The organism is Sphingobacterium hotanense, assembly GCF_008274825.1.
GTDB lineage: Bacteria > Bacteroidota > Bacteroidia > Sphingobacteriales > Sphingobacteriaceae > Sphingobacterium > Sphingobacterium hotanense.
Map to the genome: position 1 here is coordinate 2,751,298 of NZ_CP030848.1, position 21,993 is coordinate 2,773,290.

Consider the following 21,993-nt stretch of genomic DNA (forward strand, 5'->3'; position numbering starts at 1 on the left):
GTTGATATATCTAATCAAATGATTAATTAAATTTTGAAATATAATACACCTGTCTTACCTTTACTTTCAAATTAGAGAAATCATCATGGCAAAAGGGAGACCGAAGAAAGAATTGGACAGCTCGACAGAAAGTATCATTAAGGAAGCCGCTCGTAAGGTGTTCCATCAGAAAGGCTATGCCGCGACCCGCACGCGCGATATTGCGGAGGAAGCGGGACTTAATTTGGCTTTATTGAATTACTACTTCAAAAGCAAAGAGAAGTTGTTTGAGATCATCACCTTCGAGACGCTCTTTAATTTCATGAACACCTTAGGGATTGTTTTCCAGGATGAGAACAGTAGTTTTGAAGAGAAAATAGAGGCATTGGCGACTCGTTACATTGATTTTCTAAGCAATGAACCAGATATTCCTTTATTCATTATATCAGCCGTTCGAAACAATCCGGAGAACTTCGCCAATAAAATCCCTATCAAAAACATGGTATTGCAGTCAGTATTTTACAAGCAATTCCTAGAGAAAAAGGAGCGAAATGAGATCAGCGATACGAACCCTTTACAGTTATTATTAAACCTAATGGGTTTTATCATCTTCCCTTTCATTGCGAAGCCTATTTTCGAGAATGTCACGGGAACAAAAGAAAAGCAGTTCCAAGATATGATGAATGAAAGAAAGGCTTTAATCCCACAGTGGGTAAAAAGTATGATTAGACCGTAGGTCTTTTCTTTTGCACTTAATTTAATCAAATGATTAAACATTTTTAAACATGAGACGAATAATATTATTAAGATCATTTATCATCGCTTACATGCTGTGCCTCGTGTCATCAACAGTCGTTGCACAACATTTGCACCGTCTACAGCTAGACTCGTGCGTTGAAATGGCCAAGCGAAATTTCCCGCTGATAAAACAGTTAGGGCTGTTGCAGCAATCAAAAGATTTTTCAATTGACAATGCCAATAAGGCATACCTCCCCCAATTCTCCATCAATGGTTCGGCTACTTATCAGTCGGATGTAACCAAGGTACCTATTGCTATCCCATCGGTCAGTATTCCTAGTCTCTCTAAGGATCAATACAAAGCGTACGCTGAAGTGAATCAAGCTTTAACAGATATGTTCTTCGTCAAGGATCAGCATAAGTTGATAGAAGCAACTAATAAGGTCGAATCACAGAAGATTGAAGTGGAACTTTACAAACTCCGCGAACGGATCACACAGCTATTCTTTGGTAGTCTATTGGTTGATGCTCAAATAAAACAGACGAGCCTGATGAGGGCTGATATAGAAAATGGCATTCAACAAGTAGAATCGGCGGTAAGAAATGGCATTTCAACACGAAGCAACCTTAGTAAATTACAGGCCGAACTCCTCAAGGCAGAACAACGAGAAACCGAGCAACGAGCAGCTAAAAAAGCTTATATACAGATGCTGGGTTACTTTATTGGAAAGCCTTTATCAGCAGACGTCCAACTTATCGCTCCATCGGGAGCTGTAGAAGATAACGGTATCAATCGCCCTGAATTAGCATTATTTCAGGATCAGGATGACGCCATTACAATTCAAAATCAGTTACTATACAACAGAAACTTACCCCGGTTCAGTGCATTTGTACAGGGCGGCGTAGGTAGACCCGGTCTAAATATGCTTAACCCTGATATGCAGGGATATTACATAGCAGGCTTACGCCTAAATTGGAACCTATCTAGCTTGTACACCTATAGGAACGATAAAAAGAATATTGACATCAGTAGGCAGCTGTTGGAAAAACAAAAAGAGACTTTTCTCTTCAATATCGACCTAACACTATTGCAGCAAAAAGAAGAAACGAATAAATATCAGAAGCTTATCGATACGGACAATGAGATTGTTCAACTACGCGAGCAGGTCAAGAAAGCAACTGCTGCTCAATTGAAGAATGGCGTAGCAAGTACCTATGACTACATGACGGCAGTGACCGAAGAAGATCAAGCGCGTCAAAACATGGTACTGCATCAGATACAGCTCCGATTATCTCAATACAATCAAAAAATTAGCACAGGCAATTAAAGAATTTATGAAAAGTACACATACTCAACTAGTGATCAGCTGCTTAATCGGCTTCCTGCTGTTATCATCCTGCCAAAACAAAGATCCGGAATTTGATGCCACTGGAACATTTGAAGCTGTTGAAACGATTATTTCCGCTGAAGCCAGCGGAACACTAAAAGAATTTGACCTACAAGAAGGCCAACAATTGGCGGCCGGACAACACGTAGGCTATATTGACACTGTTCAATTGTTTTTAAAGAAAAGGCAATTGGAAACTCAGGCTAAGGCAGTATTAGGGAAGAAACCCAGCGTGAATACACAGCTAGCCGCCCTACAATCTCAGCTCTATACCGCCCAACGCGAGCGAGGCAGGATTCAAAATCTGTTGAAAGATGATGCCGTTCCGGCAAAGCAATTGGACGATATCAATGCGCAGATCGATCTAATCAGCAAGCAGATTGCCGCTCAGCGATCTACATTGGACCTCTCGGTTTCTAGTATCGATAAAGACGTTCAGCCAATTGAAGTACAGATGCTTCAGATTGAAGATCAGCTTCAGAAAAGTAAGATTATTAATCCAATGGCAGGTACCGTATTAACGAAATACGCTGAAGTAAATGAGATGGCAAGCGTTGGCAAACCACTATACAAAATAGCGGACCTCTCTAACCTCATTCTACGTGTGTACATCAGCGGGGATCAACTTCCTTTAATTAAACTCAATCAGCAGGTTAAGGTATTTACGGATGATGGCAATGGCGGTTTCAAGGAAACACAAGGAACTATTACTTGGATAAACGACAAAGCGGAGTTTACACCGAAGACTATACAAACCAAAAACGAGCGGGCTAATCAGGTTTATGCTGTCAAGATTCTAGTAAAGAACGATGGTAGCTACAAGATCGGGATGTACGGTGAAATAAAGCTGAACTAACATGTCTGCTGTAATTCTAAATAAGATCCATAAGACCTTTAATAAGGGAGAATTGACGGCCGTCGATACAGTAAGCTTTGAAGTTAATGAAGGCGAACTCTTTGGATTAATCGGTCCTGACGGCGCTGGGAAGACCACCGTATTCCGAATACTGACCACGCTCTTGCTTCCTGATTCGGGCACAGCGACCGTTGATGGCATGGATATCCTGGAGGATTATAAGCAGATCCGTAAGCAGGTTGGCTATATGCCTGGCAAATTCTCTTTATATCAGGATTTAACGGTTGAAGAGAATCTGACCTTCTTTGCCTCCGTTTTCGGCCATAAAGTATCCGATCATTATGATCTGATAAAAGATATATACGTGCAGATTGAACCGTTTAAAGATCGTCGAGCAGGTAAGCTCTCTGGCGGTATGAAACAGAAGCTAGCACTATGTTGTGCTCTGATTCATAAACCTCGAGTTCTCTTTTTAGACGAGCCAACAACAGGAGTTGATGCTGTTTCTCGCAAAGAGTTCTGGGATATGCTCAAGCATTTAAAATCACAGGGAATCAGCATCTTGGTTTCTACGCCTTACATGGATGAAGCTAATCTTTGCGAACGTATTGCGCTGATGCAAAGCGGAAGAATCCTTTCGATCGATACGCCTCAAGGTATACGAAACTCCTATCCTAGCCCACTATACGCCGTTAAATCAGACAATATGATCAAGCTGATCCGGGATCTTCGTAACTGTCCGGAAGTTAGTTCCTGCAATTCTTTCGGGGAATATCATCATATCACTTGGAAAGAAAATCAAAGCTTAGACTATCCTATTCTTGAAAACTACTTAAAAAAGCAAGGGCATCTTAATCTAAATCTAAAAGAGATCGAGCCAACGATCGAAGATTGTTTTATTCGATTAATGCAGTAATATGGAAAAGGTAATAAGCACCAATAAGCTAACAAAACGATTTGGCGATTTTATTGCCACGAATGCAATAACCTTTGATGTTTACAAAGGAGAGATATTCGGCTTCTTGGGTGCCAATGGCGCTGGTAAAACTACTGCTATGAAGATGCTTTGCGGACTTTCTATCCCATCCTCGGGAGAGGCTAATATTGCTGGTTTTGATATTTACAAGGAAACTGAACGTATTAAACAGCGCATCGGATATATGAGTCAGAAGTTCTCGTTATATGAAGACCTGACAGTCGTGGAGAATATTGAGTTCTTTGCTGGAATCTATGGTTTATCGAACAAAGTAATCAAGGAACGCGGTACGCAGTTGATCAGCAACTTAGGATTGAATGATGTAACCAAAAAGCTCGTTGGCACACTCCCATTGGGCTGGAAGCAAAAGCTAGCCTTCTCTGTGGCGACGATCCATAACCCCGAAATTGTATTCTTAGACGAACCTACAGGCGGTGTTGATCCGGTTACTAGACGACAGTTTTGGGATCTTATCTATGACGCTTCCGACCGCGGCATCACCGTCTTTGTGACGACGCATTACATGGATGAAGCGGAGTATTGCCACCGCGTGTCCATTATGGTCGACGGTGTCATCAAGGCTTTAGACAGCCCTGACAACCTTAAAAAGAGTTTCCACGTCAGTTCAATGGAGGAAGTTTTCTTCGAGCTAGCTCGCGGAGCACAACGTAAAGGAGATTGACCATGAATCAATTTATAACATTCATCCGTAAGGAATTCTATCATGTTTTCCGAGATAGCAAAACTTTACTCATGCTATTCGGATTGCCGATTGTCCAGATTGTTTTGTTTGGATTTGCACTCTCTAACGAGATTAGAAATGCGAAGATTGCCATATTTGATCAAGCGAAAGACCAAACTTCACAACAGATTATCAACCGCTTCGCGGCAAGTCGGTATTTCAGCTTGCAGAACAACATATCCTCAGAATCGCAAATTGAAGCAGTCTTTCAAGAAGGAAAGATCAAACTGTTAATGATCATACCTTCCAGTTTTGAAGAAGATCTAATGCACTCCCGAAAGGCCTCGATACAGTTCATATTTGATGCTTCTGATCCGAATACGGCAAGTACATTGCAAGGATACGCTAATGCTATCATAATGAGTTATCAGCAAGATTTGGTAGCTGGTTCGAATATTCCGCTACAAATTATTCCGCAGACAAGGATGCTCTACAATCCGGAATTGAAAGGTGCTCCCACCTTTGTTCCTGGAGTAATGGCATTGGTTCTCATGCTTATTTGTGTACTGATGACATCGATTTCCATCGTTAAAGAGAAAGAGCAAGGCACAATGGAAATACTGCTCGTGTCGCCAGTAAACCCTTTCCTGCTGATCATCGCGAAGGCTGTCCCCTATCTCGCTCTTTCCCTCGTTAACCTCGCTGTTATCCTCACATTAAGCGTGACATTATTGGATATGCCCATCAATGGCAGTTTGTTCTTGCTGATTGCTGAAAGCACCCTACTGATCATTACGGCCCTTGCGTTGGGGTTGTTGATATCCAATAGCACAGCAAATCAGCAAGCCGCTATGCTGATCGCCATGATGGGTATGCTGGTTCCTACCATGTTGTTCACAGGCTTTATGTTTCCTATCGAAAATATGCCAATTCCATTGCAGATCATCAGTCATTTCATTCCATCAAAATGGTATTATATTATCGTGAAGTCTATTATGATTAAAGGCTTAGGCATCGCAGCGATTTGGAAAGAGACGTTAATTCTACTCGGCATGGCATTGATTTTCTTATTTCTAAGTTTTAAAAAATTCAAAACTCGACTGCAATGAGAACCTTACTATTTTTACTCAAGAAGGAGTTTAAGCAAATCTTTAGGAATAAGGCTTTGTTGCCATTAATATTCATTGCGCCCCTTATTCAGCTTCTGATATTGCCACTGGCTGCAGATTATGAGGTAAAGAATATCAATATCAGTTTCGTCGATCATGATCACTCGACGATGTCGCAACAGCTGTATCATAAAATCATTTCATCCGGATACTTTCGAGGGGTTGGTTATGGTAGTTCTTACAAAGATGCATTGAAACAGATAGAAGCTGATCAAGCCGACCTGATCATAGAAATACCGATCGGTTTTGAACGAAATCTAATCCGAGAAAACAGACAAGATCTTTTTGTAGCGATCAATGCAATCAATGGCGTGAAAGCAGGCTTAGGTGGTTCCTATATCGGACAGATCATAACTGATTTTAATCAAGAAATACGATTTAAATGGTTAACATCTGTAGAACAGATCACTCCCGGACAGATAGAGATCGGCAGCTCCTTTTGGTACAACCCAAACCTGAACTACAACATGTTCATGGTTCCTGCCATTTTAGTTATCCTGGTCACGATGATTTGCGCCTATATGTGCTCTTTAAATATTGTAAAAGAAAAAGAGGTTGGAACCATAGAACAAATAAACGCAACACCCATTAAAAAATATCAGTTCATCTTAGGCAAGTTAATTCCCTTCTGGTTTATAGGACTGTTTATTTTTAGCGTCGGACTTTTCGTCATAGCACGCTTTGTTTATGGCATTGTACCTATCGGCAGTTTACTGCTGCTATATTTATTCTTAGCAATCTATCTTATTGCCTTGCTTGGAATGGGGCTTCTGATATCCACCATGGCGAATACACAGCAGCAAGCCATGTCGGTCGCCTTCTTCTTTATCATGATTTTTATGCTGATGAGCGGTCTCTTCACGCCAATTGACAGTATGCCTGATTGGGCGAAACTGATCGCCTACTGCAGTCCTGTCACCTATTTCATTGACGTGACAAGGATGTTAGTATTAAAGGGAAGTGGAATGATGGATATACGATGGCATTTTGTCATTATCATTATTTTCGCCATCGTTTTAAACGCGTGGGCCTTGATAAAGTACAAGAAGACTAGCTAAAAAGTTAAATAAAGTAGTAGCGTTTCATTTAAATGTTAACAAATGTTAAATGGAATATTAAAGCGCTATTCGGCACAGAACTTGATATTATCTTACTAAATTTCATAATTTAGGTTAATAATTGGTTAGTTAAGACTCCTAGAGCTCCCCGCTTTAGGAGTTTTTTTTATGATGTGCCACGAGAACATCTATCCTATTGAACGTTTTCGATTTTTCGAATGACTGGAAAATTAAAAAGTCTTTCTGATAAATGTACTGCAATCGAATCAATGGATTCCTTGCTCGCCCCTACAACCTGCCCTTGATAAATTCGCTTGCTTCTACCATTCTCAAAAGTAACCAAGCCAACTTGCTGCTTGGGTGAATGAACGTAGCGGCCAACTAGCCTATTCGTAATTCGTTGAACCTTGTAATTCCTGACCTGCACTTTTGTCCCCGAAAACAAAACATTCACCATTAAACAGAGAAATGTCAGGTAAGTTCCGAAGATGGTAATGAAATACATGAAAAGCTCAAAGTGACCCACTTGAAGAAATTTTAACAGTCTTGAAAACAGCAGATAAACGAAAACGCCAATTACAAAATACCAAGCAATGAATTCAAGAGGAATCAAGGTTCGTTGAATCAATTGGTAATTGACAACGTTTAGCAAGATAGCTACGACGAAGAGTAATTCAATAATCGATGAAGGCTTTAACGCTACTAATTTCATATTCTATCCCTCTAATAATGCTTTAACAACGACTAAGGTGTGCAGAAAACCTTAAATTTTTGAGTACCCAAAGATAGATAAATTCAGACGATTTTTATTCAATTATTAAAATAATAAATAAAACCACTCAATCATCGCTTAATAAATTCCGAAAGAAAGGGCAACAGAGCCGACATAAATTCTTTGCTACATTCATAATGAATATTGTGTGAAGCATTGGGAAACTTTAGGTGAGTCACCCATTGTGGATGCCGCTTTTTCAGCATCGCATTTTCTTCGTCCTGCGGAAAAGGATCGGGTTGTTTGGTCGCTTCCAGTATTAAAAGCGGAACGGCTAGATGCTGATATATTTCTAAAGGTTCTTGAAGAACGATTGATCTCCCGTATTTAGAGATGCATTCTGGAAACTGCAAAGCGTTCGCAGCCTGTAGGGAATCTTTTAATTGGTAATAAGAATCCAAACCCTGATAAGTAACGTACTGAGTGCCCTTTTTCTTGATCAATGCGAGGAGTTGGAATTGCGATACTGAGCCGCTAGAGTCATACAACTGTTCATACTGTTCAAATTCCGTATTCCTTTCACCAAAATACAATTCTCTCGTATCTTCAGGGACATTGAAAGCGCTTAAAATCTTTTCTTGCTCTTGTCGATGCTGCTTATAGAAATGTCCATAGAACTTCGCGGATCCCCCATCCTCCAAAACGAGTCCTTTTACACGATTGGGGTAACAGTTATAAAAACTAGTCGCAAGATAAGCCCCTCGTGAAAAACCTCCAATGACAGCCTTTTCAACGGAAAAACTGTCTAACAATACCGACAGATCATCTGCAAAGTCTTCAAAGTCTAGATCCCTGTCTGGAAACCCAGTTTTCCCATGCCCATAATGATCAACAGAAATAACATGGTAGCCGATCTCCACCAAATCCTTTGCAAAAGGTTCGAAATCATATGCATCCAATAGACTGCCATGTAGCCAAATAAGGGTATTCTCGGATTTTGTTCCCCAATGAAGATAGGACAGGGTTGTATGTTTCCCTTTAACGAATCCCCGATGCTTACTTTCATACTCAAGATAATGCAACTTATCCTTCTTATACTGCTCATAGCGTACCGAATCAGTCTTTTGACCATACAGCACATTCGAAAGTAGCAGGAAAAGATAAGTTAGATATAGACGCATAGCAGCACGAGCATATAAAAATCGTGAATATACAAAGTAGTATTGATATAATTTTCTATTTTAGAAGCGAAATAAAATTAACCAATGAAAGTTGAAATCTCCCCAGAGTTCAAACGTCAAGCAAATAAAACCTTGTTCTCCATTGTGGCATTTGGACTCATCTATTTACTGCTTGTATTGTTCACCATTGCACTCTGCAGCGCTATTATCTTTGTTGCCTACGTTCTGATATCTGAATTTCCACATTTCATACTCCTGTTTTTAGCGATAAGTTTAATTGTCTCTTCACTGTTCGTCTTTGTATTCTTGATTAAGTTTATCTTTTCGTTCGAAAGAATGAATACTAGTCATCTCCTAGAAGTCGATAAAGATGCCGAGCCCAAATTGTTTGCACTGATTGAAGAAATCGTACAGCAAGTCGAGACGCAGTTACCAAAAAAAGTATATCTATCAAGCGAAGTCAATGCTTCTGTTTTTTACAATTCGAGTTACTGGAGCATGTTCTTTCCGGTTCGCAAAAATCTAATTATTGGCATGGGCTTGATCAACTCCGTTTCCTATCAAGAACTGAAAGGAATCCTAGCGCATGAATTTGGTCATTTATCTCAACGTAGCATACGCGTTGGCAGTTATGTATATCATGCAAATCATGCCATCTACAATATGTTATACAACAATGAGCCCCTCAACAAACTCAGCGAAAAATGGTATAATACCAGTTCCTACGCGGCGGCATTTCAATGGCTCCCAAAAGCGATCATCAGCGTGATGCAAAAAATCCTTCAGAAGCAATACGAGTTTATCAATAAGAATTACATGGCATTGTCCCGAGAAATGGAATTCCATGCGGATGCTATCTCTGCGCAAGTTGCCGGATCCAAAGCGATAGAGACCTCCCTTCTGCGGTCCAACTTTTCTAATTATTGCCTCAACAATGTATTCAATTTTTATGGCGCGCAGATGCAAAAGAACCGCATCAGTGCAGATATCTTTGCAGATCAACGAGCAGCTTCGCATTTCTTAAGCAACAAGTTTTCTTATCCGGAGGTGAAGGGAATCCCCCAAATCAGTATGGCTGAGTTTAATAAATTTGATAAATCTAAGCTAGTTATTACCAACCAATGGGCGTCGCATCCCGCAGAAACGGATCGTATAGCAGCAGTCGATAAACTTGACATTAACCTCAGCAACACGATCGACGAACCTGCTTTACACATTCTACAGAATGAATCCGAATCTTCAGATTGGTTCACCAAGATGATCTTTTCCCAAGGGAATTTCACGGAAGAGCCTACGCCAATAGAAAGCGAGGAATTTGCGGAAGAGTTCAAAGCATGGTTCGATAAGCAGTCTTTCGACTCAATCTTCAACGACTTCTACACGTTCAACAATCCATATTTCAATGCGGATGACGTGGCCCAAGAAAATGGCGAAAAGCAAAACATTGAAACGCTGTTTGGTCCTGACCGAGTAAACGACACGTTTCTTCTTAATTCCTATTTAACAGATATGGAGACACTCCGCCAAATCGAGAATAAAACCATCGATATTGAAACGTTCGACTACGATGGAATCAAATATAGACGTACTGAAACCAGCGGAGTGTTGGAAAAACTTCATGAAGAGTCTGATAAGCTTAAGACGATTATCGAAGGATATAATCGAGATGTCTTCGATTATTTTTACCATACTGTTAAAGATCAACCCCTAGCAGCCAAACTGCAAGACGCGTATCGAAATTTTATGGACGCAGAACAATCCTACAGCAATCAAATGGACCTTTATTTCAACTTAGTAGAAAAAACGAATTTCTTTTATCAGAACCATTCGCATTCCGAAATCACGTTCCATGCTAATGATGTAAAGACCGTAGAAAAGCCTTTCAAGGAAGAGTTGAAGAAGCTGATCGAAGTACACAAAGCAAAAGATAATACCTTGGATGCAGACGTTGAGGATAAATTAAATCGCTTTGTCAATAGAACTTTTGACTATTTCGATGGTGTATCTTATGTCAATGAGAATTTAGAACTCCTAGGCTTAGGATTAGATCAATATTATTACTTATTGAATGACAATTACTTCCAGCTCAAGAAGCATATATTGGAAATACAGAAGGATATTATGCTACAAACAACCATAGAATCAAATTGAGCTTATGAAATCGAAGAGGTTATCCTACCATCGTCCGTGTAAAGATGATTTTCAAGAATACTTTGCCATAAATGCTGATCCACAAACCAATTTACATAATCCAAATGGCCCCATGTCGATTGCAACAGCTCATGAAGTCTTTCATAATATCTTGCTTCATTGGAATATCAGCAACTATGGCATTTGGATGGTACGGGAAATCAACAAGCCCGAGATAATTGGCATTGGCGGACTATCCAACAAATTATACCAAAACGAACAACAAACCAATTTGGGCTATAGACTGAGTCCAAAATACTGGGGACAAGGATATGCTACTGAATTGGCGAAAACAGCTATTACCTTTGGTTTTGAACAGCTAAGGAAAAAGAATATCTACGCGTTGGTACGACCGAGTAATACGGCATCTATTCACGTGCTTGAAAAGTGTAACTTCAAACTGGTAGACTATTTTAGCGACTTCCAAAATGAAGACCCAAGCCTGGTCTATCGCATAGATGCATCGTCTAAAACCTATTGATTTGATGCTTGAGGTACATAAAATAATCTGAAATACTGAACACAGGAAACATAAATGAAAGAAATGTAAGTTAACTAATCGCCATTTCAAGGATTATGGCTATAGTTATTCCCTGTGCTCAGTAATTCAGATTTTAAATATCTTCTGAAACTTTTGTTGTCACCTTTTTAATCTTCAATTGTAATAGAATAACAGATAGCAATAATGTAATGCCCGCAATAATAGCCAATCCCCACACGGAGCTGCTAACATTCACAGCACTCCCCTGCTCAATCACCATTGTTCTGAATATCTGTAGGTAATGTGTTAACGGAATTCCGTTAGCTATCGCAACGATCCAATCCGGCATCTGACTTAATGGCCAGGTAAAACCGCTTAGAATAAAACTAGGAGTCGCGATAACCATTAATATCTCCGTAGCCTTCAACTGGCTGGGTATAGCAATGCTGACTAATATCCCGATAAAAGCTACTGCGAGCAGGAACAGCAAGGTGTAACCATAGAAAGCAAAACCTTCCAAATGCAAAGGCATACGGTAATAAACAGAGAAACCATAGTATAACAGGAAGATGAAGATCGACATCAATATATAAGGCAATATTTTCACTAGAATCAACCCAAATACATTCCTGCATCGACCAACCAGCTCGCCAAAAGTGCCTTTCTCAAACTCCGAAGCAAAACTCAATGCCAATCCTAGCATCATAACTTGCTGCAAGACGGTAAATAACACCCCCGGCAGCATAAAGTAGAGGTAATTTCCACTACGAATATTCTGTTTGATGATCGTTGTTTTGAAGGGTTCATACTGTTGCGTCGCTACAAACTCCGGAACACCTTTCTTCTGCTGTGCTTTGATCTGAATACCAGCCTTCATCGTTCCTGCCGCCACATTAACCGCCATCATCGCATAGTTGGAAGTCAACGTATTCGAAGCATTTACAAACAAAGTCAATTCGGTATTTCTACTGTAGTTAATATTGGATGAAAAGTTTCTTGGTATCTGTACGACAACCGTTGATTCAGTTTCCAGCGCGCGTTCCTTTGCTTTGAATGCATCATTCAGCACATCCGCTACATAAATAACCTCGCTCTCGTTGAACATATCAATCAATTGCTTACTCAAAGGACTTCTATCCTCATCGACTACAATAATCGGTAGGTTCGTTACTTTACCCTTTTTGTAAACTCCACCGATCAAGACACCATACATAATGGGCGCTCCTAGAAACAACACCATCAGTACCTTGTTTTGAAAGAAGAGCCTAAACTCGCGCTTTAATAAACTTAAAAAGTTCTTCATGCTTCGCCCTCCTTAGTCTTGTTTAACAACAAAACTTGCCTTAGTCAACAAGTCTCTACTACCTTGCGAATCAACTGGTTTTAAGCGAATCTCAAATAATGTCTCCTGTTCTTCAAAATCAGGATATGCGGTACTGATATTTGCATAAGAACTCAATGATTTAATAGTTTCAACTCGTGCTTTGATTTCCTGATTATTCAGGTACGGGAATACCAAAGTCTTCTCCGCTCCTTTTTGGAAGTCTTTAACTTTGCTTTCCGGAACGGTTACACGGAAATAAGTACCGTCTACTATGTATCCCGAAACCAAGCTATATCCAGCCAAAGCCAGCTCGCCTACACGAAGATTAATATTTTCGATGGTCATGTCCTGAGGAGCCAAAATGTAGCGCTCTTTTGCTGCTACATTCACCTCACTAACAGCACCCATCGCACGTTCTTTCTGACCTAATGCCATTCTTTGTTGCTCCACGCGAGCACCATGCTGTACATCGGCAAGTTCGGCTTGTGCAGCTAAATATTGATTCTTCGCACCTTGATATTTTGCGTAAACTTCATCATATTTCTGCTGTGCTACTAAAGAATCCTTCAATAGGTTATTCATACGGTCCAGCGATTTCTGAGCAAAGTCAAATTGCTCCTTCAAACCTGCAACTTTCGCATTCAACTGCTTCATCTGCCCGTCAGTCGCTCCTTTAAGTGCCATCTCGTACTGCGCTTGTGCCGCATCAAGTGCACCTTGCGCTTGTATTGATTTTGCGTCTACTTCTGGAAACTCTAGTATCACTAGCGTATCTCCTTTTTGGACTTGCTGTCCTTCCTCGACCAAAATACGTTGAATTTTTCCAGGTATTTTCGTCGTTACAGCTAATTGATCACGTTCTATTTTTCCTTCTAACTTCACTTGCTTACCGCCTTCCTTATTCGAGCAGCTTTGTAAAAAAACAAGCGAAGCGATGATATATGTTAGTTTTTTCATGATTTATCGAGTTATAGTTTGGTACAAGTTGCCATTTGCTTTTAGCAGCTCTAAAACAGCCGTACGCTGGTTTAAGATTTGATTGTAATAGTTTAAAGTTTGTTTGTAGTATTCATTTTCTGCTTCCAAACGCTCGGTCACATCTGTCAAGCCCTCTTCAAATTGTCTAGATGCTAGATGAAGATTGTTTTTCGCAATATCCACCTGCTGTTGATTGACTTGGATTTTCTTCATCGACAAATCATAATCAACAAGCGTTTTTCTTTGCAACAGAGACAGTTTTTCCTTTGTATCGGCCAACTTGTTTTCATTAATCTGCATATCAAGTTTAGCTTTATCAATGGAGGACTGATGTGTCTTGCCTTCAAAAATGGTCCATTTTGCACCAATACCCACCGCGTAGCTAGGCGCCATGCGTAGGTGATTGCTCGACAACTTCAAATCGCCTACTACAGGCAAATCTTTAACATTCATGTTTGTACCAAAAGCATTGAAATACGACACGTTTCCAAAGGCAAATACCTGCGGTAACTTTGCCCCTTTCTCTTTCTTGAAAACGTATTCATACGCCTTTTGCGAGGCTTCCAATGCCTGTAACTCCTTACGGTTCATCTCCGTAGCACTATCTTTATTCAAAAGAATCTCCGATAGCTCAAATTGTATAGCCTCCAACTCACTGACCGGCATCCCTGTCAATTCTTCCAATTTGAAATACAACAACTCTCTATTGCTCTCCACCTCCGCTTTCTTGCTTTCCAATTCGAGGATTGCCAATTTCAACTTGTCGCGGTCATAGGGAATTGCTAATCCGTTATCAATTGCTTGAATCACCTTCAGGTGTTCCTTGTTCAAGCGCTTTTCCGAATCCGCAATCAACAGATCGACTTCTTTTAACAGCATGAGCTGGTCAAAGCTCATGATGACCTCCTGCGCCACTGCATCATAACCCGATTCGGTAAGCAGTTGCTGAGCTTTAAACTTTTGCTCTAATGCCTTTTGTCCGTTAGTAATCTGCAATCCCGAGAAGATAACTTGCGTAGCAGTCACTCCCGCAAGCCCCAACTGTGTGGATACTCTTGCCTTCTGACTGCCCTCAAACAAGCTAATTCCCGTAATTGGCAAGGACTGTGTCGGTAGATCGACATCGATCAAACTATTTACATACCCATACATTGCATTCGCAGAAACTGTAGGCAGCAACTTCCCTTTCACCATCTCCCGATCTAAGGCTACCTTTTGGTTTTCTAAACTTGCATTCTTAATGGATTTGTTGTAGTTGATAGCTTTCTCCACCGGCTCTTTGAATGATACCAAACTTTCTTGCGCAGTCGCAGAATACGCAGCCGAGAGTGTGATAGCACAACCGAGAAAAATTCCTTTCATTGTTAACTCCATTTCTTTCATTGTGTTTTTGATTAACAATACAAAGGTAGGACATGTTTGTCAGAAGAATTTTCAGATATCTTAAAAAATGAAATCTATTTCTGTCCGCGAATGACAGAAAGGGTTTGTTGGGAAATGCCTAGGTAAGAAGCGATATGTCCTAACGTTGCGTTCTGAAAAAGCTCCGGATTATCTTGGATTAGCGAGTTATAACGCTCGTGTGCCGTTTCGAATTGGGTATTGTAAAAACGATTTGAAAATTGAATCAGATTATCCAACAAAACTTTCTGTATAATTTTATTCATTGTTATGTTCGTTTTTGCAAGTTCTTCAATTACTGAAAAAGGCATAAGACTTATCGTGGAAGGCGCCAGCGCTTGAAAACCAAAGACCGCAGGTTTTCCATAAAAGACGCTCTCGATGCCGGTACTGAAAGAATTCGCGCCAAAGAATAAGTGCGTAATATCCTTCCTATTCTTATAGTAATAGATCCGAGTAAAACCTGATTCAATAAAATAAATATACTTTAAATAGGTACCAGGCTCGAAAATAACATCGCCTTTATTGAATTCCTTTGTTTCAATGATGCTGTCTAGCTTCTGCTCCAGCTCGTCGTCAATATGATAGAATTTTCTAAAATGGTCTAATAGTTTCATTGTACTCCAGTCGTGCAATCAATATCATTTGAAATTATGCTTTTTTATTTGGCTTAACAAACCTGCAGGCCATAAATTCCCTCATGTCGACGATGCTTTACTGTTCCGTTTATTCCATCAGGAATAATAAGAAATTAACATAACTAATCATTAAATTGCATATGCTTTAATAAAGTAAAAGTGATTATGAGAAAATTTCTAACAATCCTTTTTATGGGATTATCTCTATTTGTCCATGCTCAAAAAACTGAAGTCAGAAAAATAAATGCAAAACCAAGCGGTATATCTATTTCAACAGGAATCCAAGCGAAAATCGTAAAATCAAATAAGAATGTGGTTGTCTTAGACGCTCAAAACCAAAGTCAATTGGATAAGATCGAAACCAAAGTAGACAAAGGAATATTAATTATTCAAGTAAAGAGGAACAGCAACATATAAAACTCTAGAAATCTGAACGCCACAGTGTACATCAATCCGAACTTAAGTAGCATCGAAATCTCATCGGCTGGCTATTTGGAAATTACCGCCCCCCTGGATGTCCGCATATTGAAAATTGACTTGTCTACAGCAGGCGCATTAAAAACTAACAGAATCTCCACAGGTAAGATGTCTATCGATGCTAGTTCGGCCGCGAAGTTTGCGAGCGATAATATAAAGGTTAACGAGTTAATTATCGAAGCGTCCTCCGCGTCATCAATTGTATTAGCAGGTTCCTCGTCGAGAACTTCGATCGATGCAATTACCAATGCACACGTAAACACAGCAAAAGTACGCTCAAAATCGGTTTCTGCCCAAGCACGAACCGGCGCAAAAATCAAAGTTCAAGCCAAAGACTCGCTACGTGCGATAGCATCTTCCGGAGCCTCCCTAACCTATACAGGATACCCCAAAATGACAAACTTCGAGAAATCTAGCGGTGGAACAATTAACAACGCAAATTAGAATAAAAAAAGAAAAGCTTGTAATCGGGGAGATTACAAGCTTTAACTAACCAATTATTAACCTAAATTATGAATACTAAGTAAGTTACAATCTCTGTGCCAAACTTTTAATATTGAAATATTTTCTTATCTTTTTTTTTAATCAAGCCACGCAGATACCAACTATAGGTCATTCATCATGCTTATCCCATCCACTCCCATTTCATAGCCCTTCCGGAGCGGTTTTGATACGGTTATCAAATGGGTTTGTATTGGGTTTACATTGGGTTTTAGTAATAGTAGTTAGTTTTTAGACATATGGCGTGCATGCTGTTTTTGCTATGATGTCTTTGAACCAGGAAAGGAAGGATGCAAGGATGGTCAGGATCAGGCATCCTGTTGGCTAAGTGATTTACATTGTCTTAACATATGCTGTTCACTTCTTTTCCTGCCCGTCTTTTATCCTTTCTACATGATCCTGCCAATCCTTAAATCCTTCCTTTCCTGGTTCAGAAATAGTAGTCAGTATTTAGTACATCCTTCCTTCCCTAATTCAAGCAACCTTTCCCTCCTTTCCTGACAAAAAAGATATTCTAACATCTATTTCCAGCCGTAGGTCTAAATACTAAGTACTAACTACTAAATACTATAACAAAATTTGATACTTTTGCGACATGCTAGCATTAGAACAATATTTAAAAAACTTAGGCATCGAGAAGTTAAATGCCATGCAGGAGGAATCTCTGGCGGCTTTTGACTACAGTAGAGACTTCATGCTTTTGTCGCCTACGGGAAGTGGGAAAACCTTAGCTTTTGCATTATTAATGCTGAAGTTGATGGAAAAAGCAAAACAGAAGGGCACCTCGGCCTTGGTCATCGTTCCTACACGCGAGCTGGCATTACAGATTGAGCAAGTTATTAAAGCTTTAACAAAGGATATTACATTGGTTTGCGTTTATGGCGGTAGTGATACACGTGCGGAGCGCAAGAAGCTGGAAATAGTCCCTAACCTGATTGTTGGGACACCGGGTCGTATTATCTATCATGTTGACCGCAATCCGGATTTGCTGAAAGATGTCAAGATCTTAGTTTTAGATGAGTTTGATAAATCATTGGAGCTTGGTTTTCACGATCAGTTGGATTTTATTTTAAAGGCTTGCCCGAATATCAAAAATCAGATATTGACTTCCGCTACAGCGATCAAGGAATATCCTCATTTCTTAAAGCTGAACAATCCAGTGTCACTGAACTTTTTAGCCGATAGCGTCCTGACGCCTAATCTGAGCTATTTTCAAGTTCAGGCGAGCAGCAAGATGAAGTTGGAATACCTCTTCAAATTGATTTGTAAGATCGGGACCGAGAAAGTTTTGATTTTCTGTAACCACCGTGAAGCAGTTGACCATATTCAACGCTTATTGATCGGTAAGGGAGTGGAATCTATCAATTACCATGGCGGATTGGATCAATATGATCGCGAGCTGGCTATTATTAAGATCAAGAATGGCAGTGAGCATATCCTTGTCACGACAGACTTAGGGTCTAGGGGCTTAGATATCCCGGAAATGAAGCATGTTATCCACTATCAATTCCCGTATAAGGAGGAAGAGTTTATCCACCGAAATGGGCGTACGGGTAGAAATCAGAGTTCTGGATCGGTGTATGGCATCTTTACGCCTGAAGACCGCTTCCCAGAGTATTTTGAGTATGCACAGGTACTAGAATTAGACGAATTTTATCCGCTTCCTGAACCCCCGGCATTTAAAACACTACGTATTTCTGCAGGCAAGAAAGACAAGATTAATAAGGTCGATATTGTTGGGTTCTTACACTCCCTCGCAAAAATGGAGAAAGAAGACGTAGGTATTATCAACTTGAAAGAATACGAGTCTTACGTAGCTGTGGCGAGCGATAAAGCTTCGGCTATCGCGAAGGCGGGAAATAACACGAAGATTAAAGGTAAAAAAGTTAGACTATTTACGGTCTAACTTTTCAATATGTTTTAGGATCTGAGCGGGTACTAAAGGCTTTATATCGCCATTATTTCGCCATATATCTCTTACTATAGTGGAAGATATATGTGCTAATCCGCTCCGACTCACTAGAAAATAGCTTTCAACATTTGGATTGAGCAATAAGTTGTTTTGCGCAATGATGTTTTCATAATCAAGATCTGTCGTATTGCGAAGACCGCGTAGAATTACCTGCGCACTCACTTCCTTACAATAATCAACCGTTAGCCCCTTATACGTCGTTACTTCGATCTTTGGATTGGAAGCATACAGTTCTTTTATAGATTCTTTCTTTGCCTCGACGTCCATTAGGCCAACTTTCGAACTGTTTACTCCGATGGCAACATAGATTTTATCGAACATCGGCAGGGCGCGTTCTACTAAATCATGATGTGCTAAAGTATAGGGATCAAAGGATCCCGGAAAGACTGCGATTTTCATATTACTTGGTATAAAAGCTAAAAGATGAGTTTCCGTAGACTCTTGTTTCTACAAAATACGGACTTTCTACTAATTTTCTAGCACTTGGATGCTCAACAACCAACAGTCCTCCTGGTTTTAACAAATCATTCTCTAAGATCATCTGTGCGAGCTGAGGAAGCTGCCCGATATCATAAGGTGGATCTGCAAATATAAAGTCGTAAGATTTCTTTGCCGATTTGATGTATTTGAACACATCGGCTCGACGTGTTTTAATCTGTTTGAGGTTTAACTTTTTAGCCGTCTCAGCGATGTAGAGAATACATTTCGCATGCTGATCGATGGAATCAACCGATATAGCGCCTCTGGAAGCTAGCTCAAAGGAGATGTTCCCTGTTCCTGCAAATAGGTCCAAGCAATCTATCTCATCAAAGTCAATACGGTTATTAAGAATATTGAATAATGCCTCTTTGGCAATATCTGTTGTAGGTCTTACAGGTAAGCTTGTTGGCGGATTAATCCTTAGACCCGCAGCTTTCCCTCCTATTATACGCATAAAGGTAAATCTATTAAATAACTGGATGTAACCTCTGAAGGCAGTTCATCATCAGTTTTCAACTTGGTATTCGACTTAATAATCAACACCTCATCTGCTAATTGCTGCAACTTATGTTGGAAAGAAGGTTCCAAATCTACTGCGCTTACAATCGCTTTGGTTACTTTATCTTTAATTCCGAAGGTCTGATACAGATTTAAGATGAAATAGCTTAAATCATCTTCTGTAATCACTTCAAAGTTATTGAAGAATTGGAATTGTCCGTTTATGAATAAGAATAAGTCGGTACTCGTATCGTTGAACACAACGCCCAATACCTCTCCTTTCAAAGGAACATGCGGCCTAACCTGCATAAGGTTCAGCTTGAACTCAGGGATTAGATGTGCTTCAGGAAATAAAGATTTCCAACGTTGCGCTAAAAGAACATCGTACTGGAATACGGCCTTGATTTGCAAGTAATCAAGATCTGCAACTTCAATTGCCTGATTCGGATTTTCCATAAAGTCGTGATAAAGCTCCTGATCGTCTTCTTGATAAAGATCTGCCGGAATGAATGTTAGGTTGCTTTGTGGCAAACTAACATACACCTGCTGAAAAGGCAAGCTTAACAGCTTAAGCGCTTCCTCGGAAGGCTTGTTGCTATCATACTTCATATAAACAAGCAATTGCCCCTCTTGGTCAATCACATATAGGATATCATACACGAAGTTTGCTTTGACTATTAGGGTGTATTTTGCAATAAAGTGTAGATGAAAATCTGCTGCAGTATAATTCATTATTTCGCCTTTGCTAGGAACACAAAAATAGTTTTTAAAATTGGATTGACCAACCTTTTAGATAACTTTGGAATGTGCACATTCAAAATATCCTACGTCAACAGTTCTCGCATCAACCTACTCAACAGCAAGTGGAAGTGTTCCAGCTATTGGAGGAATTCTTACATACCTTTGCCGAGGATAGCTGCTTCGTATTGAAGGGATATGCCGGTACGGGAAAGACCTCAATTATTGGCGCATTGGTTAATGCCTTGCCGAGACTGCAGAAACGATCCGTGCTGTTAGCTCCTACGGGGCGAGCAGCTAAAGTAATGTCTGCCTATTCGGGCAGGAAGGCTTTAACAATTCATAAGAAGATCTACCGCAAGAAATCGGCAGCAAGCATACAGATGGATTTTGAACTAGGCGACAATATTCACGAGAACACCCTGTTTATTGTAGATGAAGCATCGATGATATCAAACGAAGGTATGTCAATGTTTTCCAACGGCCTATTATCTGACTTATTGCAGTATGTGCAGTCAGGAGAAAACTGCTCCATCATGTTTGTGGGTGATATTGCCCAGCTCCCTCCTGTCAGCCTGGAAGAAAGCCCCGCTTTGATTCCGGCATACCTTTCGGATGTGTTCGGCTTGCAGGTGATGCATTATGAGCTCACCGATGTCGTTCGCCAGGATAAGAATTCGGGGATTCTTTTTAATGCGACGAAGATTAGAAATGAGATACGTTTGGAAGAGGAAGCGCCAGAATACAGCTACCCACAATTTGTGACGAATAGCTACCGCGATATCTTCCGGATGAATGGAGATCGGCTGATTGAGGGGCTACATTATGCGTATGACAAGTTTGGTTTGGAAAACTGCATGGTTATCTGCCGCTCTAACAAATCGGCGAACTTGTACAATCGTCATATCAGAAATCAGATTCTATTTCGCGAGGAGGAGATTACGGGCGGAGACTTGATCATGGTCGTTCGGAACAATTATTACTGGCTTCAGGATAACGATGAAAAGAACACCGGTTTTATCGCTAATGGCGATATGGCTGTGATTAAGAAGGTCAGCAATGTACATGATATGCATGGTTTCCGTTTTGCCGACCTTTACCTGGAGTTCATGGATAACAACGAAGGGGATGCAATCCGCTGCAGAGTATTGTTAGACAGTCTTTATGTCGACTCGCCCAACCTCCCCTACGAGCAACAGAAAGAGCTATACGAGCGCATTGCTGCCGATTATGCAGATATTGGCTATAAGAAAGATCGACTAGAGGCGATAAAGAAAGACCCCTATTATAATGCATTGCAGATCAAGTTTGCTTATGCTATTACCTGTCATAAAGCTCAAGGTGGACAATGGCCTTTGGTATTCGTCGACCAAGGCTATATGATCGACGAAATGCTGAATACCGAGTTCCTTCGCTGGCTTTACACAGCCATTACCCGCGCAACACAAGAGTTGTTTCTGGTGAATTTCAACGAAAAGTTCTATTCCTAATCAGCCTATCGAAAATGATACAGTCAGGATGCATTTTTGACTGGAAAAAGAGATATTTTCGCTCTTTCTTCAATTTCTATAATTAT

General features: G+C 40.2%; 22 protein-coding genes. 13 read left to right on the forward strand and 9 right to left on the reverse strand.

What is annotated here, in order from left to right; translation table 11 throughout:
* Window positions 1–85 precede the first annotated feature (85 nt).
* From DSM08_RS11530 to DSM08_RS11560, 7 genes are read left to right on the forward strand one after another with little or no spacing between them, the layout of a single operon-like run.
* Window positions 86–715 carry a TetR/AcrR family transcriptional regulator gene (locus DSM08_RS11530; protein ID WP_149526291.1) on the forward strand — a complete coding sequence of 210 codons (630 nt, stop codon included), beginning with the start codon at window positions 86–88 and terminating at the stop codon, window positions 713–715.
* A gap of 49 nt (window positions 716–764) precedes the next feature.
* Window positions 765–2,045, forward strand: a complete 1,281-nt coding sequence (locus tag DSM08_RS11535; RefSeq protein WP_149526292.1) for a TolC family protein — start codon at window positions 765–767, stop codon at window positions 2,043–2,045.
* 7 nt (window positions 2,046–2,052) lie between these two features.
* A complete protein-coding gene (locus DSM08_RS11540; protein WP_149526293.1) occupies window positions 2,053–2,961 on the forward strand; it encodes an HlyD family secretion protein in 909 nt (302 codons plus the stop codon).
* A gap of 1 nt (window position 2,962) precedes the next feature.
* A complete protein-coding gene (locus tag DSM08_RS11545) occupies window positions 2,963–3,877 on the forward strand; it encodes an ABC transporter ATP-binding protein (RefSeq protein WP_149526294.1) in 915 nt (304 codons plus the stop codon).
* A gap of 1 nt (window position 3,878) precedes the next feature.
* Window positions 3,879–4,619: an ABC transporter ATP-binding protein gene (locus tag DSM08_RS11550; RefSeq protein WP_149526295.1), complete on the forward strand. Its 741-nt coding sequence runs from the start codon at window positions 3,879–3,881 to the stop codon at window positions 4,617–4,619.
* Window positions 4,620–4,621: 2 nt separating this feature from the next.
* Window positions 4,622–5,728 (forward strand): ABC transporter permease, encoded by a 1,107-nt coding sequence (locus tag DSM08_RS11555; protein WP_149526296.1) that lies wholly within the window; start codon window positions 4,622–4,624, stop codon window positions 5,726–5,728.
* Window positions 5,725–6,846 carry an ABC transporter permease gene (locus DSM08_RS11560; protein WP_149526297.1) on the forward strand — a complete coding sequence of 374 codons (1,122 nt, stop codon included), beginning with the start codon at window positions 5,725–5,727 and terminating at the stop codon, window positions 6,844–6,846. The genes DSM08_RS11555 and DSM08_RS11560 overlap by 4 nt, the downstream gene beginning before the upstream one ends.
* 193 nt (window positions 6,847–7,039) lie before the next feature.
* Here DSM08_RS11560 and DSM08_RS11565 read toward each other — a convergent pair whose 3' ends face one another.
* Both DSM08_RS11565 and DSM08_RS11570 read right to left on the reverse strand, forming a co-directional pair.
* Window positions 7,040–7,558, reverse strand: coding sequence for a hypothetical protein (locus DSM08_RS11565; protein ID WP_149526298.1), 519 nt, complete (start codon window positions 7,556–7,558; stop codon window positions 7,040–7,042).
* A gap of 131 nt (window positions 7,559–7,689) precedes the next feature.
* Window positions 7,690–8,739, reverse strand: a complete 1,050-nt coding sequence (locus tag DSM08_RS11570; RefSeq protein ID WP_149526299.1) for an alpha/beta fold hydrolase — start codon at window positions 8,737–8,739, stop codon at window positions 7,690–7,692.
* A gap of 84 nt (window positions 8,740–8,823) precedes the next feature.
* On the opposite strand from DSM08_RS11570, the gene DSM08_RS11575 reads away from it, so the two are divergent.
* Both DSM08_RS11575 and DSM08_RS11580 read left to right on the forward strand, forming a co-directional pair.
* Window positions 8,824–10,890, forward strand: coding sequence for a M48 family metalloprotease (locus DSM08_RS11575; RefSeq protein ID WP_149526300.1), 2,067 nt, complete (start codon window positions 8,824–8,826; stop codon window positions 10,888–10,890).
* A 4-nt stretch (window positions 10,891–10,894) separates the two neighbouring features.
* Complete coding sequence (locus DSM08_RS11580; RefSeq protein ID WP_149526301.1) at window positions 10,895–11,410, forward strand: GNAT family N-acetyltransferase; 516 nt, start codon at window positions 10,895–10,897, stop codon at window positions 11,408–11,410.
* Between the two features lie 133 nt (window positions 11,411–11,543).
* Here DSM08_RS11580 and DSM08_RS11585 read toward each other — a convergent pair whose 3' ends face one another.
* From DSM08_RS11585 to DSM08_RS11600, 4 genes are all read right to left on the reverse strand, one after another.
* Entirely contained in the window at window positions 11,544–12,713 is a 1,170-nt protein-coding gene (locus DSM08_RS11585) for an ABC transporter permease (RefSeq protein WP_149526302.1), read from the reverse strand.
* A 12-nt stretch (window positions 12,714–12,725) separates the two neighbouring features.
* Window positions 12,726–13,691: an HlyD family secretion protein gene (locus DSM08_RS11590; protein WP_149526303.1), complete on the reverse strand. Its 966-nt coding sequence runs from the start codon at window positions 13,689–13,691 to the stop codon at window positions 12,726–12,728.
* 3 nt (window positions 13,692–13,694) lie between these two features.
* On the reverse strand, window positions 13,695–15,074 hold the full coding sequence (locus tag DSM08_RS11595) for a TolC family protein (RefSeq protein WP_187773853.1): 1,380 nt from the start codon (window positions 15,072–15,074) through the stop codon (window positions 13,695–13,697).
* Window positions 15,075–15,169: 95 nt separating this feature from the next.
* A complete protein-coding gene (locus DSM08_RS11600; protein WP_149526305.1) occupies window positions 15,170–15,730 on the reverse strand; it encodes a Crp/Fnr family transcriptional regulator in 561 nt (186 codons plus the stop codon).
* 186 nt (window positions 15,731–15,916) lie between these two features.
* On the opposite strand from DSM08_RS11600, the gene DSM08_RS11605 reads away from it, so the two are divergent.
* The 3 genes from DSM08_RS11605 (at window position 15,917) to DSM08_RS11615 (ending at window position 18,635) form a co-directional block, all read left to right on the forward strand.
* Window positions 15,917–16,168, forward strand: a complete 252-nt coding sequence (locus DSM08_RS11605; protein ID WP_149526306.1) for a GIN domain-containing protein — start codon at window positions 15,917–15,919, stop codon at window positions 16,166–16,168.
* 24 nt (window positions 16,169–16,192) lie between these two features.
* The gene (locus DSM08_RS11610; RefSeq protein WP_149526307.1) at window positions 16,193–16,672 is read left to right on the forward strand and encodes a GIN domain-containing protein; all 480 of its coding nucleotides are present in this window, start codon (window positions 16,193–16,195) and stop codon (window positions 16,670–16,672) included.
* Between the two features lie 652 nt (window positions 16,673–17,324).
* Entirely contained in the window at window positions 17,325–18,635 is a 1,311-nt protein-coding gene (locus tag DSM08_RS11615) for a DEAD/DEAH box helicase (RefSeq protein WP_149526308.1), read from the forward strand.
* Here DSM08_RS11615 and coaD read toward each other — a convergent pair.
* The 3 genes from coaD to DSM08_RS11630 are packed head-to-tail and all read right to left on the reverse strand — an operon-like array spanning window position 18,621 to window position 20,411.
* Window positions 18,621–19,100, reverse strand: coding sequence for a pantetheine-phosphate adenylyltransferase (gene coaD, locus DSM08_RS11620; protein WP_149526309.1), 480 nt, complete (start codon window positions 19,098–19,100; stop codon window positions 18,621–18,623). The genes DSM08_RS11615 and coaD overlap by 15 nt on opposite strands.
* A 1-nt stretch (window position 19,101) precedes the next feature.
* A complete protein-coding gene (gene rsmD, locus DSM08_RS11625) occupies window positions 19,102–19,635 on the reverse strand; it encodes a 16S rRNA (guanine(966)-N(2))-methyltransferase RsmD (protein WP_149526310.1) in 534 nt (177 codons plus the stop codon).
* Window positions 19,626–20,411 carry a DUF3822 family protein gene (locus tag DSM08_RS11630; protein ID WP_149526311.1) on the reverse strand — a complete coding sequence of 262 codons (786 nt, stop codon included), beginning with the start codon at window positions 20,409–20,411 and terminating at the stop codon, window positions 19,626–19,628. The genes rsmD and DSM08_RS11630 overlap by 10 nt, the downstream gene beginning before the upstream one ends.
* A 74-nt stretch (window positions 20,412–20,485) precedes the next feature.
* Between DSM08_RS11630 and DSM08_RS11635 the strand changes: the two genes are divergently transcribed.
* Window positions 20,486–21,907 carry an ATP-dependent DNA helicase gene (locus DSM08_RS11635; protein WP_149526312.1) on the forward strand — a complete coding sequence of 474 codons (1,422 nt, stop codon included), beginning with the start codon at window positions 20,486–20,488 and terminating at the stop codon, window positions 21,905–21,907.
* The last annotated feature ends 86 nt before the right edge of the window (window positions 21,908–21,993 follow it).

Excerpts from the sequence above, each read along its gene's own strand:
- DSM08_RS11530 (WP_149526291.1), top strand. The coding sequence starts at position 86 with ATGGCAAAAGGGAGACCGAAGAAAGAATTGGACAGCTCGACAGAAAGT.
- DSM08_RS11535 (WP_149526292.1), top strand. The coding sequence starts at position 765 with ATGAGACGAATAATATTATTAAGATCATTTATCATCGCTTACATGCTG.
- DSM08_RS11540 (WP_149526293.1), top strand. The coding sequence starts at position 2,053 with ATGAAAAGTACACATACTCAACTAGTGATCAGCTGCTTAATCGGCTTC.
- DSM08_RS11545 (WP_149526294.1), top strand. The coding sequence starts at position 2,963 with ATGTCTGCTGTAATTCTAAATAAGATCCATAAGACCTTTAATAAGGGA.
- DSM08_RS11550 (WP_149526295.1), top strand. The coding sequence starts at position 3,879 with ATGGAAAAGGTAATAAGCACCAATAAGCTAACAAAACGATTTGGCGAT.
- DSM08_RS11555 (WP_149526296.1), top strand. The coding sequence starts at position 4,622 with ATGAATCAATTTATAACATTCATCCGTAAGGAATTCTATCATGTTTTC.
- DSM08_RS11560 (WP_149526297.1), top strand. The coding sequence starts at position 5,725 with ATGAGAACCTTACTATTTTTACTCAAGAAGGAGTTTAAGCAAATCTTT.
- DSM08_RS11565 (WP_149526298.1), bottom strand. The coding sequence starts at position 7,558 with ATGAAATTAGTAGCGTTAAAGCCTTCATCGATTATTGAATTACTCTTC.
- DSM08_RS11570 (WP_149526299.1), bottom strand. The coding sequence starts at position 8,739 with ATGCGTCTATATCTAACTTATCTTTTCCTGCTACTTTCGAATGTGCTG.
- DSM08_RS11575 (WP_149526300.1), top strand. The coding sequence starts at position 8,824 with ATGAAAGTTGAAATCTCCCCAGAGTTCAAACGTCAAGCAAATAAAACC.
- DSM08_RS11580 (WP_149526301.1), top strand. The coding sequence starts at position 10,895 with ATGAAATCGAAGAGGTTATCCTACCATCGTCCGTGTAAAGATGATTTT.
- DSM08_RS11585 (WP_149526302.1), bottom strand. The coding sequence starts at position 12,713 with ATGAAGAACTTTTTAAGTTTATTAAAGCGCGAGTTTAGGCTCTTCTTT.
- DSM08_RS11590 (WP_149526303.1), bottom strand. The coding sequence starts at position 13,691 with ATGAAAAAACTAACATATATCATCGCTTCGCTTGTTTTTTTACAAAGC.
- DSM08_RS11595 (WP_187773853.1), bottom strand. The coding sequence starts at position 15,074 with ATGAAAGGAATTTTTCTCGGTTGTGCTATCACACTCTCGGCTGCGTAT.
- DSM08_RS11600 (WP_149526305.1), bottom strand. The coding sequence starts at position 15,730 with ATGAAACTATTAGACCATTTTAGAAAATTCTATCATATTGACGACGAG.
- DSM08_RS11605 (WP_149526306.1), top strand. The coding sequence starts at position 15,917 with ATGAGAAAATTTCTAACAATCCTTTTTATGGGATTATCTCTATTTGTC.
- DSM08_RS11615 (WP_149526308.1), top strand. The coding sequence starts at position 17,325 with ATGCTAGCATTAGAACAATATTTAAAAAACTTAGGCATCGAGAAGTTA.
- coaD (WP_149526309.1), bottom strand. The coding sequence starts at position 19,100 with ATGAAAATCGCAGTCTTTCCGGGATCCTTTGATCCCTATACTTTAGCA.
- rsmD (WP_149526310.1), bottom strand. The coding sequence starts at position 19,635 with ATGCGTATAATAGGAGGGAAAGCTGCGGGTCTAAGGATTAATCCGCCA.
- DSM08_RS11630 (WP_149526311.1), bottom strand. The coding sequence starts at position 20,411 with ATGAATTATACTGCAGCAGATTTTCATCTACACTTTATTGCAAAATAC.